Source organism: Mesorhizobium kowhaii (assembly GCF_042431665.1).
GTDB lineage: Bacteria > Pseudomonadota > Alphaproteobacteria > Rhizobiales > Rhizobiaceae > Mesorhizobium > Mesorhizobium kowhaii.
The window spans coordinates 649,947-662,994 of the sequence record NZ_JBHLYT010000053.1; the positions used below are offsets into that span (position 1 = coordinate 649,947).

General features: G+C 59.7%; 9 protein-coding genes and 1 pseudogene. 7 read left to right on the top strand and 3 right to left on the bottom strand.

The annotated features are described in order from the left end of the window. Nucleotides 1–127: 127 nt before the first annotated feature. Nucleotides 128–577 (bottom strand): annotated as a pseudogene (locus ACFFNA_RS30425) (DUF4347 domain-containing protein); the annotation flags it as partial. 91 nt (nucleotides 578–668) lie between these two features. Then, entirely contained in the window at nucleotides 669–983 is a 315-nt protein-coding gene (locus ACFFNA_RS30430; protein ID WP_378923531.1) for a hypothetical protein, read from the bottom strand. A 1,135-nt stretch (nucleotides 984–2,118) separates the two neighbouring features. On the opposite strand from ACFFNA_RS30430, the gene ACFFNA_RS30435 reads away from it, so the two are divergent. The 4 genes from ACFFNA_RS30435 (at nucleotide 2,119) to ACFFNA_RS30450 (ending at nucleotide 8,976) form a co-directional block, all read left to right on the top strand. After that, the gene (locus tag ACFFNA_RS30435; RefSeq protein WP_378923532.1) at nucleotides 2,119–4,923 is read left to right on the top strand and encodes a glycosyltransferase family 2 protein; all 2,805 of its coding nucleotides are present in this window, start codon (nucleotides 2,119–2,121) and stop codon (nucleotides 4,921–4,923) included. A 174-nt stretch (nucleotides 4,924–5,097) separates the two neighbouring features. After that, nucleotides 5,098–7,047, top strand: a complete 1,950-nt coding sequence (locus tag ACFFNA_RS30440; protein ID WP_378923533.1) for an FkbM family methyltransferase — start codon at nucleotides 5,098–5,100, stop codon at nucleotides 7,045–7,047. Between the two features lie 374 nt (nucleotides 7,048–7,421). Beyond that, the gene (locus ACFFNA_RS30445) at nucleotides 7,422–8,033 is read left to right on the top strand and encodes a class I SAM-dependent methyltransferase (protein WP_378923534.1); all 612 of its coding nucleotides are present in this window, start codon (nucleotides 7,422–7,424) and stop codon (nucleotides 8,031–8,033) included. Between the two features lie 118 nt (nucleotides 8,034–8,151). Beyond that, entirely contained in the window at nucleotides 8,152–8,976 is an 825-nt protein-coding gene (locus ACFFNA_RS30450; RefSeq protein ID WP_378923535.1) for a hypothetical protein, read from the top strand. A 244-nt stretch (nucleotides 8,977–9,220) separates the two neighbouring features. On the opposite strand, the gene ACFFNA_RS30455 is transcribed toward ACFFNA_RS30450, so the two are convergent. Continuing rightward, nucleotides 9,221–10,117, bottom strand: a complete 897-nt coding sequence (locus tag ACFFNA_RS30455; RefSeq protein ID WP_378923536.1) for a GNAT family N-acetyltransferase — start codon at nucleotides 10,115–10,117, stop codon at nucleotides 9,221–9,223. 252 nt (nucleotides 10,118–10,369) lie between these two features. Between ACFFNA_RS30455 and argE the strand changes: the two genes are divergently transcribed. The 3 genes from argE (at nucleotide 10,370) to ACFFNA_RS30470 (ending at nucleotide 12,917) form a co-directional block, all read left to right on the top strand. Beyond that, nucleotides 10,370–11,494 carry an acetylornithine deacetylase gene (argE, locus tag ACFFNA_RS30460; RefSeq protein WP_378923537.1) on the top strand — a complete coding sequence of 375 codons (1,125 nt, stop codon included), beginning with the start codon at nucleotides 10,370–10,372 and terminating at the stop codon, nucleotides 11,492–11,494. Between the two features lie 119 nt (nucleotides 11,495–11,613). Next, nucleotides 11,614–12,537: a 2-hydroxyacid dehydrogenase gene (locus tag ACFFNA_RS30465; protein ID WP_378923538.1), complete on the top strand. Its 924-nt coding sequence runs from the start codon at nucleotides 11,614–11,616 to the stop codon at nucleotides 12,535–12,537. Between the two features lie 23 nt (nucleotides 12,538–12,560). Beyond that, a complete protein-coding gene (locus tag ACFFNA_RS30470; RefSeq protein ID WP_111548036.1) occupies nucleotides 12,561–12,917 on the top strand; it encodes a cupin domain-containing protein in 357 nt (118 codons plus the stop codon). Nucleotides 12,918–13,048 lie beyond the last annotated feature (131 nt).

Here is a 13,048-nt window from a genome sequence, read left to right on the forward strand (position 1 = left end):
ACGTGTTGACGTTACTGCTGTTGCCAGGGCCAGTTATCGTGCCCGTGAGTGTCAGATTACCTATTGCAAGTACCCCGGTGTAACTTGCCACCCCATCCGGGGTCAGCGGCGGCAGGGGCGTGGACGCGTTCACGCGTGCGGACAGTTCCCATGCGCCGCCCAGGGCGGCCGCGCCAACCAGCGATCTCGATGCGCAGACGTCCGCGCCGACGGCCTCTTCCAGCGCCGCAACGAAGGTCTCGCCAGCATTCCCCGATGCCGTTTCGCAGCTCCACAGCCGCAGCTCGCCGTCCGCGGCAAGCGCCCGGCCGATTGCGGCAAGATCCTCAGCCTCTGCCTTCAATGTGGCTGATGACCACTCCCCTGCAGTGAAGCTAATCCGCCCAGACGCGCCATGTGCGATGACGTGCACCGCATCGAGGCCTTGGTGCCCTGCGAGCGCGGCGGCGATCTGCTGCGCCGCCGGCCGGCGGCCGTCGAGCACAATCGCTTGAACCTCGGGTCGCAGGTTGCCGAGAACAGCCTGGAGGTCGGAAACTGAAGGGTCGACAAAAAGAATTTCAGAGGCACGGGCCATGACTGGCTCCTGTTGGCTTCGAATTCAATTCACGGGGAAACCGCCCACCGGCCTGGCCGGCGAGCGCTGGGGACAGTGAGCTTGGGGGCCGTCATCTTCCGGACGACCCGACGGCGCCGTCGGGACGTTCAACGGCAGGGGTCTCTACGCGAAGGAAGCTGGCGACCTGGAAATTCCCGCCATCATCAAACGTCCCAATGGCAAGTGAGCCGGCGGTGCTTGGGACCTTGACGGTGAGAGCGACAGCGAGGCTTCGCTTGACGGCTCTGGGAAGAACGACCTGACCGACGATCGCGCTCCTGGCGGTGTCCAGAATGAAATAAGTTGCATTGTCGGTCGTGTCGCCGATCGGCAGAACGCCCCGAACGGTGACTTCCATGACCGCAAACCCTGCCGTGTAGCTCATCATGTTCTCCTTGGTCGCGGCCGCCGTGCCGCTGCTTGTTTCGTACCCTTAGTTTCAATCGCTGGTTTCAATCGCCGCCGAGCGCACGCGCTCGCTGAGGCCGGTCGCGGCTGCCATCGGCCCCGCGCGCATCGGCGTATGGCGGGCAGGTCTACGAGACGGGCGGGCAAGGCTTGACGGCCTCTTCGTGCCGCTCGATCGAACGGCGCCCCGCTTGTCTTCACTGAGGTGAGTGTGGCGTCGAGGTGAGTGTGGCGTCCACAGGTGCGCAGTGGTCTACAGGGCGCCGAGGAATACCCATCAATCGCCGGGCAATCCTTGCTGGCGGCCAGCTGCCGACAATTGAGGGGTTGATCGAAGCGGAAACCCGCGTCGCGGGCGCATCGTTTCGTACTTGGTATCACACCAACCACAGCCAACTCCCGTCACGCGTATCCCGATTTCTCGACGACGACTTGCGAGGGAACCGAACTACTTGCGGGGGAACATCAGGTTGGGAAGACGCTGGCCTTGAGTTCAAGGCAGTACGACGTCTTCTCTTGCACGTCACCAAACACTCTCTGCGCGCCCTCACGCACAAAGTGACTTGCTCCAGACACTCTCCTGGCTTCGCAGACTGCGCAGACCGACAGGCCATCTGCCCGGTCCACGGCTACCCTCCCATGCACAAGGCATTAGTAAAATCTAAAATTAGCAAGTTGTAAATAACCAAGTTAACAATTTATTAATTGTTGACCATAAGCAACTACTTTTGGTCGACATCGAAATGGCGCGCATGGGCCAAACGCATTGAAAAATCCTAGGCTTAAGGCGCCCTCTTGGTTCGCGTCGAACCCTCGATATCGCGGCGGAGTTTGTGCGTCAGCGATTGAGTCGACGGGAACGCTTGTTCGCAACCCCCTGATCCAGGGCGACCGCGAGACCCTTGCTGTGACGGAAAGCGCTGGCTAACAATGGATGGGCTAAGGTAGCGCTTGACGGGAAGGGCCGATCGATCTTTGCAACAGAGGTCATGCAAATGGCCAAGGCGTCGGGGTAATGTGCATGAGGTATAAAGGCCGGACAAAGACGTATGAGTTCCCCTTCAACAATTTCGAGCAGCGTGTAACGAGCGCCGCTCCGCCGAGGGATTAACATGAGCACCATCGGCCTGTGCATGATCGTCAAGAACGAGGCAAAGGTCATCCTGCAATGCCTCACCAGCGCGCTTCCTATCGTTGACTATGTGCTCGTCATCGACACGGGTTCCGAGGACGGCACGCAGGATCTCATCCGTACCTTCCTGACCATGCACAATGTCAACGGCGCAGTCATCGACGAGCCCTGGCGGGACTTCGCGTACAACCGGACCTTTGCCCTTGAGCGGCTGCGTGAAGTCGAGACGGTCGACTACGCCATGATCATCGACGCGGACGACGTCGTGGTCCAAGACGCCGGCTTCGATCCGATCGCGTTCAAGTCGCAGATGGAGCACGATCTATACGACGTCGAAGTGTCCCATGGTGGCATTTCGTTTTATCGCCCGCAGATCTGCCGCAACCGGCTGCCGTTCTCCTTCAAGGGCGTGCTGCACGAATATCTCGAGGCCCCTCCTGGCCATCTCACACGCGAGACCGCCAAGGGTTTTCGCGTGGCGACGGGGCGGGGCGGCGCACGCAGTCAAAACCCGCGAAAGTACCAGGACGACGCGGCCGTTCTTGAAAATGTGCTTGCCACGGAGACCGACCCCTTCCTGATTTCGCGATACACCTTCTATCTGGCGCAGAGCTACAGGGATTCCGGTGAACGTGAAAAATCGCTGGCGAACTATCTGAAGCGTGCGGAGTTGGGTTTTTGGGACGAGGAGGTCTATGTCAGCCTGCTTGAGGCGGGCAACCTCATGGCAGCGCTGGGACGGCCATTCGACGAGGTCGTTGCCGTCTTTGAGCGTGCGGCGCAGGTCGTTCCCGCCCGCGCGGAGGCTCTTCACGCCGCGAGCCTCTATTGCCGCAACCAGGGCCGGAATGCGGAAGGAACGGAATTCGCGCGTCGCGGGCTCGACCTTGCCCAACCCGCCGGACTTTTCATACAGCCCTGGGTCTACGATTACGGATTGCTCGACGAGTTTGCTGTCAATGCGTACTGGACAGGCGCTTACCGGGAATCGCTCGACGCCTGTCTGAAATTGCTCGCAAGCGAAAAATTGCCGGCGGAAATGGCGAAGCGTGTGGTGGCCAACGCGCGTTTCGCCACCGACAAGCTTCCGGTCCATGAACCGCCGAAACTTGGGGCGTTCGGGACCGAGAGCTTGATCGATCAACACAAGCTTGTCCGGCGGCGTTCGCTGCGGTCGCGCATGAAGGGCGCGCCACGCATCCTTGTAGCAATCCTGGCAAAGCAGAAGGAGCCGGCACTGCCGCTCTACCTCGAGTGCATCGAGGCGCTCGACTACCCGAAGGCGTCGATCGTCCTGTATATCAGGACAAACAACAACACCGACAGAACCGAGCACATATTGCGCGAATGGGTGGAGCGTGTGGGCCACCTCTATGCGGCGGTCGAAATCGACGCCTCGGACGTAGCCGATCGGGTCGAGCAGTTTGGCGAGCACGAATGGAACGAGACGCGCTTCAGGGTGCTCGGCCGAATCCGCAATATAAGTTTGCGGAAAACGCTTGAGCACGGCTGCGATTTCTATTTCGTTGTCGACGTCGACAATTTCGTGCGGCCGGCCACGCTGCGAGAACTTGTCGCGCTCGACTTGCCAATCGTCGCTCCCCTGCTTCGCTCCATCTCGCCCGGCCAATACTATTCGAACTATCACGCCGAGATCGATGCGAACGGCTATTATATGCCGTGCGATCAATATGGTTGGGTGCTCAACCGCCACGTGCGCGGCATTATCGAGATGCCGCTCGTGCACTGCACCTATCTTGTCCGCGCCGACGTGCTGATCGAACTGACATACGAGGACGCCACATCGCGGTTCGAGTACGTCATCTTTGCCGACAGCGCCAGGAAGGCCGGCGTCGTCCAGTACATGGATAACCGACAAGTCTATGGCTACATCACCTTCGGCGACGGCCAATACCATGTGAGTGACGGGATCGAGCGCGCTCGAGCGCTGTTGCACGGTGCGGGCGATACCCCCGCATTCGCCGGCGCCACGCCCTCTGGTTCCGGGCCGATGCAAGCTCGACCTGTCGGACCGCCGCAAATTCACCTCATAAACTTGGACAGCAGCGTTGAGCGCTGGCGCAAATATCAAGATAGGAATCCCCATCTAGCCACCAATACAATCCGCGTATCGGCCGTCGACGGAGCATCCCTCGATAGGTCGGCCTTACAAGCCTTGGTAGACGACGGGGTGATTGCCGAGGATTGCGGGTATCTGCCGGGCGCATTGGGATGTGCTCTATCCCACATCAACTTGTGGAAGTTGGCGGTAGCCGAGAAGCGGCCAATTACCATTTTCGAGGACGACGTCTACTCGTCGTTTGATTTTCTTGAGGAGTCGAACCGCATTCTGTCCATGGCTCCAGCGAACTGGGATATGGTAAAGTGGGGATTCAATTTTGATCCTCTATTCTTGTGGTTGGACTTCGATTTTTCCAAAGCCAAGCTGGAGTTCTACGAGCGAAAGCACAAACAGGTCCCGGCTCAATTTCAATCTGACAACTATTCGAGATCTCTTATCCGGCTGACCCATTCCTTTGGTGCGATGGCCTATTCAGTAACTCCAAGGGGCGCTCAAGTACTTCTTGAAAAATGCCTGCCCCTACGAAGGAGACTTATTCCGTTTCCTGAGACTGGAGTAGTCCTAGAGGATGAGAGCATCGATTGTGCGATGTCCGCGGCGTATGACTCAATGAAAGCGTTCGTTTGCATGCCGCCGCTCGTCATCCATGATGACGAGCAACCTTCACATCGGCTGGCTGCAGACGGCTTGCGACCCGAATAAGACTCTGCCCTGCATCCGCGGGGAGACCTTTGTGCCGTTCTCATCAAATGCGTTTGAACGCTACGGAGGGTATCAAATCGATCAGCTTCAACCCTAGCAGGGTCTGCGATATCAGCCAGGGCAGCGGGGTTTCGATCGGTACAGTTAGGACAGGCCATGCGAATAATCGCTTCAATGACCACCATTCCCTCGCGAATTGATCGAATTGGTCCTGCACTTGAGAGCGTGCTTGGCCAGACCATTCCGGTGGAGCATATAGAATTGAATGTTCCATACGTATGTGTGCGTACGAATGAACCATACACTCTGCCGACATGGCTCACGGAAATGGAACGGGTAAAGATTTTTCGAACGGACGACTACGGCCCGATCACAAAGATTGCCCCCACACTGCTACGACACCAGGACGACCAGGAAACGTACCTATGGTCGGTAGACGACGACTTTGCGTATCCTGCAAATCAGCTGGAAATGTTATGCCGTGGACATCGTTCTTCGGAACATCGCATACTTGCGAGGCACGGCGGCGACTTCAACACAGATGGCAGTATCACTTTCAAATTCGGGCAAACGCAAGTATCAATGTTCGAGGGATTTGGTACAGTGCTGTATCCTCCAGCGTGCATCGGAGACGACTTCTTAGAATTCCTACAGGCGAGCTCGAAAGACGTGGACTGCCGGCAAAGCGACGATGTGGTTCTATCTTTCTATTTTTCGTCTCGCCAACTTCCTATTTTCATATGGAATTCGCCTTCCGAAACTGAACCTTTTTACCCCACGGGCTCGCTTCCTCACTCCTCAGAGAGGGATGCGATCCATTTGCAAGGCGGGGGAAACCTGGAGCGGTATAAGCGCGTACTGAGCGTCTTGAAGTCACCCGGATTCACCAAGTCTCAGCCCAATATTACATTGGATATCATCACCAAGCAGCAGTTCGAAACACTGCCTTGGATATATACGGCTCACAACACGGTGCTGTACGTGGAAGTCAACACAGGTGAGCTGCGTCATGGCCCAATCGACAGTAGTTCTACAAATGTCAGATTTCTGTCCGATGGGAAGCAAGGGCAGATGATATTCGGTGGTGAAGATCACCGCCTTCCAATTGCTTTTCAGTCAGATTGCTCGCTGGTCGCTAAGGAGTCCAAGACGTCGGCGCCCACCAGTTTGGAAATCTTCCCGAAGCACTGGGTTTGGGTTGGTTTTCATGTTGGCAACACGTTCCTTTGCGCCGAGCTTGATGGGCGCATAACTCTCTCCAGACCCCATTGCCTCGGCCACGAAAGTTTTTCCCTCTCGGAGCCCCCTCGCTCACAAGAGATTTTTCAGGCCTTGGGCCTCCTCAAGCCATACGATGTAGAACCATTCCTCAAGACGAGGGTCGGATGCAAAAGTGATGGGGGATATGTAATTCTCGATGACCTGGATCCAATACAAATTGTCTACAGCTTCGGCATCGGAAACCAGGTTTCATTTGATCTTGAAATGGCGAGCATGGGAAAAGATATCTTCATGTTCGACCACACCGTTGACGGACCTCCTCTTGAGCACCCTAACTTCCATTTCTACAAGCAAGGGTTGGCAGCAGATAACAACGAAGCGGCATCCTTGTACACGTTAGCATATCAGCTCAACAGGCTCGGTCATGAGGGGCGGCCTGATCTACTTCTGAAGATCGATATCGAAGGAGCTGAGTTCGAGGTGTTTTCGGCAATGCCGAACGCGATCCTTCGACAATTCCGGCAAATTACGATGGAACTCCACTGGTTGGACAGACTGAGTGATCCGACTTACCGAGCTGGTTTCGTGGCGGCACTATCGAAAATCAACAGTGAGTTCACATTATTTCATGTGCATTCAAACAATAATCAGCCTCTGGGAATTGTCGATGGGCACGTAGTCGCGCCCGTGATGGAGCTGTCGTATGTGAGATCTGACCTGATCGAGCGCGCCCCGTCGGCGACCGTATATCCGACTGAATTCGACTTTCCGAACTGGACGCCCAGGCCTGACCACACGCTTTGGTTCTATCCATTCCTACCTATGCTTGAGGAGTCTGCTGAAGCCCTTGAGAGGTCGATAGCGACATCGAACCGCATGTTTCCGGCCGGTGGTCACACTTAGCAAAATAGTTGGCCGCCGCTGCCCTCGTGCTAGTTCCACCAGCAGCGCCATAGATGGAAACCGATCTGATATCGTCGGCGAAGCAATAGGAGAAGCAATAGGAACAGACGGTCATGCGACGAGATTTTGTAACATGGCTTGCGGGTTCATCCGCCTGTTATTTGAGGTCGGCGGATTGGCCTGGTCAGGCGGTTGGAAAACGAGTTCCACGCCGATGACGCTGGCCCGCATCAATACGCGCCGACGTTGAATTCGTTGTAATTTGTCGCATAGTGCCCTATTGCCTTTTCAGTAAGCGTGCTTGACGATTTTTCCGTTTTCCAACCAATGCGGCTGGAATTGAGCACGTCGCCGGCGTCGATGAGGTGCATTCGATGACGCAAAGCACACCCGATGATTCCCGCGAAGCCTTCGCGCGCATTTACCAAAGCAACGAGTGGGGCTCCGCGGAATCGCGCTCCGGACTCGGTTCGGCGTACGCGACGACGTATCGCGTGCGAACCGTATTGCCGATGCTTTTGCGCGCACTGGATGTGAAGTCCATGCTCGATGCGCCCTGCGGCGACTTCAACTGGATGCGCTTCGTCGACTTGGGCAAAACGCACTACATCGGTTGCGATATCGTTCCGGAAGTCATCGAAACGAATCGCATGCGATATGCGGATCGCGAATTCCATGTGTTCGATCTGGCTGCCGAACCACTGCCGAACGTCGACCTCGTTTTTTCACGCGACTGTCTGCAACATCTGACCGAGCCCGATATCTGGCGCGCCCTGCGCAACTTCAAGAGATGCGGCGCACGCTGGCTGTTCACCTCAAGCCATTCGACGTCGGCACAGGACATTGCGCCGGAACCGGGCGGATTCGGATTTCTCAACTTACAGCAACCGCCATTCTCGTTGCCGCTGCCACTCCTGGTCATGCCGGAGGAACACTACGCATCGAAGGCGATGTGTCTGTGGGACATGACGCAAATCGGTGCATAAGAAACCGACCAAGGAGCATCAGCTGACGAACAGGCGACAGTTTGGCATACTAGCTGCCGTCTCATTGGCTGCTAGCTTGGCTACGCTGTTGAGTCACTCGCGGAAAGGCTACGCGGCCATGTCTCCCAAAGCTCCCTCGGCCCGCCCATCGCCAACCCTGCTCACCGCGCCCATCGAGCTTGCTGGCGACTGGGGCCGCATGCTTGAGGGCGCCGCTGATCAGGTCGTCGAGCTCATGCGGCATTCATGCCTTGACGGCGTCCGCCTGCTGTCCGACCGCCAGCCGACGCGGCTGCGTGTCGACGAGCACACGTCCGGCACGCCGGCCGTCTGGCTGCATCCGGACGGCAGCAGCATGGCTTGGATCATTGTCGACATCGGCGAGCGCGACTGGTCGAAGCTCGCCTACCAGTTCGGCCACGAACTCGGCCATGTCTTTGCCAACAGCTGGCAGGCCGATGCCAAGCCGGCGCCGCCCTGCCAGTGGCTCGAGGAAGCGATGGTTGAAGCATTCTCGCTGCGTGGCCTGGGACGGCTGGCGAAGGACTGGAAGGAGAACCCGCCGTTCGCCGGCGACAACGCTTTCGGCGATGCTATTGCCAAGTATCGCGAGAATATCATCCGAGGCTATACCGCGCTCGCCGACAGTCAGGGGTTCACGCGCGACGCCGCGGCGTGGTTCGCCGACCATCGCGGCGAGATCGATATGCCCGCCCTCAATCCATTCGCCCAGGCGATGTCTCTGACCATCCTCGCCGAATACGACCGCGCGCCGGATTGCGTCGAGGCACTGGGCGCACTCAACCGCTGGCCCGGCCGCACCGGTCTACCGATCGCCGAGTATCTCGTGCGATGGGAGGCGAGCTGTGCCGAATTGCGCGCTTCGCCCAGATTGCCGATCCGCCTGCGTGACCTGCTGCACGTTCCGCCATGGGCCAAGTGAAGAGCACCCGGAGGTCGGCTGACCTAAAGCGCGTCGCGTCTGAATGGATTCAGACGACGCGCCTTAGGTCTTTGTTTTTATGCATGTCGTTCTCCCAAAACCGGGGCCACTTTTGGGCGACATGCATTGGCGAAATGAACCTGTGTCGATTCCACCATCGCAGGCTGTTGGAGGTGTGATCCGGGTCGGGACGCTGACGACGGGCAGACTCCCCCACGATCCGGTCATCTTTTTCAACAGAAGATCAGCCAAAGGCCTGGCTGGCCAATGCGTAGGTGACTGGCAGCTTACCAGCATCCTGTTCGCCTGCGACAGCCCACGGCCGACCAAGCCACATGCTGGTCACCGTATCGTAGACCGGCAGACCTGACCGCGCCACGAACTCCGGGAACGGGCCCGTCTCCTGCCGTGTGTCGAGGCGCAGAAACTGCCCGGGGTGCTCCGCGACATGCGGCGCCGTGACGGCAATCGCATCGTCATCCGTCTTCGCCACAACCGGCCCAACAACATGGCCGCGTCCGAAAGGACGGCAGAGAGCGAAAGCCTGGATGCGGTCTTCGCGCAGGAGCGCCACGCCCTTCGAAACATCCAACAGCCGTACCATCAACGCGGAACGGTCAGCGCCGCAGGCGCTGCGATCGAGATCCACGAGCCGGGCCAGATCGGAATGCTCGACGTTGCGCAACGTCGCTCCGGCAGGCAGCAATGCGGATGCGGGCATCACCGCTTCGCCCTGGCACTGAAATACGAGCCGCGCGGGAGCAAAGCCGAGGGACAGATAGAGCCGGCGCGCCGCGCGGGTGGCGTTCAAGCCCAGGCTGCGCGAACCGATCCGCGCCAGTACATTGTTCATGATCCAACGGCCGGCGCCATGCGCCTGCAAGCGGGGTGAGGTGATCATCATGCCGACGGTGGCGAAGCCTGTGCCGAAGGGAAACCACATGGCTGTGCCGACGACGCGCCCGATTTCGTCCTGGGCAGCGATCCCCTCGCCCGCTTCCAACAACATCTGCCAGTCCTCGGCCCGATGCGGCCAGCCGACGCTGATCGAAAGCGCATGCAGCTTTTCGAGTTCAACGCCGGCGATGTCGCCGACCTTCAACTCGAAAGAACTGAGCCGGATGGATTCCGCTGCCTTCAATGACGCCTCTCGGGGGCAAATTTGATGGACCCTGACTTCCTCTCGTCAAGCATAGCCATCTAAATCACAGAATCCGCTTCAGATGCGGCTGTATTCGAAACTTTTCACTGTAGATCAACGGCTTTCCGCATCCAGGGTCTGGAGCGCGTCTCTATGGTGAGCGGAAGGCTGCCGGAAAGCGCCGGCACCCCGCCAGTTTGCCACACGAGGACCCGCAATGTCTCCCTTCGTCCGACACCGCGAGAAAGCGACATGACGGCTGAGGAAATCCTTGCCCGGCTTGTTGCCTTTGCCTCGGTCGTCGGCCAACCCAACGAAGCGATCGTCGAGTGGATCGCCAACTATGCCGAAGGCTGCGGCGCGAGAGTCACGATCCTCCCCGGACCGGAGGGCGATCGGGCGAACCTCTTCGCCACCATCGGTCCGGCTGAAATGCCGGGGCTCATCTTATCCGGCCACATGGACGTGGTGCCGGCAGGCGAGCCGGGCTGGACAACCGATCCGTTCGCGTTGCGCGCGGACGGCGAGCGGCTCTACGGACGCGGCACCAGCGACATGAAAGGCTTCCTGGCCTGCGTGCTGGCCGCCCTGCCCGCGCTGGCCGCCCGTCCTCTTGCCCGACCCATCCACCTGGCTTTTTCCTATGACGAGGAGGCCGGCTGTCGCGGCGTGCGCCATCTGATCGAGGCCCTGCCTCAGCTCTGCGCAAAGCCGCAAGGCTGCATCGTTGGTGAGCCAAGCGGCATGCGAGCAATCCGTGCCCACAAGGGCAAGGCTGCTGCGAGGATCGAAATTCGCGGCCGTTCGGGCCACTCCTCGAGGCCCGATCAGGGGCTGAACGCGATCCACGCCATGGCCGCAGTCCTGACCGAAGCCGTGCAGAGCGCCGAGGCGCTCAAGGCCGGACCTTTGGACGCGAACTTCGCGCCGCCCTATTCCTCGCTCCAGATCGGCGTGATTGGCGGCGGACAGGCGCTGAACATCATTCCGGACTTCTGCGCCGCCGAAATCGAAGCGCGTGCGATTGCCGGTGTGTCGCCCGCCGCATTGCTGGCTCCCATTCAAACAGCCATGGCAGCGCTCACCGCCCAGGGGTTTGAGGTCAGCTGGGACCTTCTGAGCGAATATCCGGCGCTCTCGCTCGCCACCGGAGCGCCGCTTGCCAGCCTGCTGCGGGACCTGACCGGGCAGGAGCCGCTTGCCGCGGTTAGCTACGGCACCGAGGCAGGGCTTTATCAGGCTGCGGGAATCGAGGCGATCATCTGCGGGCCGGGCGACATCGCACGCGCGCACCGCCCGGACGAATATATCGAGATCGGCGAGATGGCTGCCTGCCAGCGGATGATCGAGGATCTGGGGAAACGGCTCCACAGCTGAAACCTGTTGCTCGGCTGCGGCGAATTTCGGCGTGATATGCCGCCAGGCTTGGCCGCTTCGACGCATCCTGCGGCGCGCCGCAGGCCAAGCTCGATCAACGCCATGCCAAGGAGACCTGAATGGCCTTCCTGATCAATTCCGATCCCGAGCGGGTCCGTATCTTCGCCGACGAATTCGCCAGGGAATTGCCGGAGTTGCGTTTTGCCGCCGACCCTGCCGCAATCGATAGGGCTGAGGTGCGCTATCTCCTGACATGGTCGGCGCCCGAGAATCTCGGCAGTTTTCCCAATCTGGAAGTGCTGTTCTCGATGGGTGCCGGCGTGGACCAGTTCCGCGCCGACCTCCTGCCCGCGAAAGTCAGGCTGGTGCGGATGGTCGAAGAAGGCATCATCCGCATGATGCAGGAATACGCCACCCTCGCCGTGCTGGCGCTCCATCGCGACTTGCCGATCTATCTTGCCCAGCAGGCACGCGGCGACTGGCAGCCTCGCCCGGCCGTGCAGGCGACGGAGCGGCGTGTGGGTGTCCTCGGCCTTGGCATGCTGGGGTCAGCGGTGCTCGATCGGCTGCGGCCCTTCGGCTTTGCCTTGGCGGGCTGGAGCCGGTCGGCGCGCGACATCCCAGGCGTCCGCTGCCATAGTGGCGAAGCGGGGCTGAAGACGTTCCTCTCGCAGACCGACATTCTGATCTGCCTGCTGCCGCTGACCACGGAGACGCGCGGCATCCTCGATGCCGGTTTGTTCGCCAGCCTGCCTGCCGGGGCAAGCCTCGTGCATGTCGGGCGCGGGCCGCAGCTCGACCACGCAGCGCTGCTGGCCGCGCTCGACAGCGATCATCTTGCAGGCGCCGTGATCGACGTGACCGATCCCGAGCCCCTGCCCGCCAGCCATCCGTTCTGGCGCCATCCCAAGATCCTGCTCACCCCGCATGTGGCCAGTGTCACGCAGCCGGAGACGGCGGCGAAAGCGGTGGTCGCCAACATTCGCCGGCATGAGGCAGGACTTGACCCCGTCGGTCTCGTCGACCGCAACCGGGGCTACTGACCCTCGCGCCAGAAAGGCAATCCATGTCCCTGCTCAAGACGATCGATCCGAAGCCGCAAGACGCGCCCCAGGAATCGAAAGCGCTACCCGATCGCCTTATCTCCGGCGATCCCTCCTTCAAGACCTGGGCACAGGACACCGCACGCGACGGCACGATCCACACCGGCATCTGGGAGGCGACACCGGGCGAGACGCGGTCCATCAAGGGAACGAGCTTCGAATTTTGCCACATCCTTGAAGGCGTGATCGAGCTGACCGATGACGGCGGCAAGACCGTCACCTACCGTGCCGGCGACAGCTTTGTCATGAAGCCGGGGTTTACCGGCATATGGCGAACGATCGAGACCGTGCGCAAGATCTACGTCACCGTGACGGACTGATCTCTCGGATCGCCCCGCGAACCTGCCTGGAGAGTGGTCCGAACCTCCGAAGATTGCGCTGAAAATCGGCGTCAAACGGGATATTCCATTGCCGGCCTCGGCGCAGTCGATGCAAACTGCGGGTCGATGCC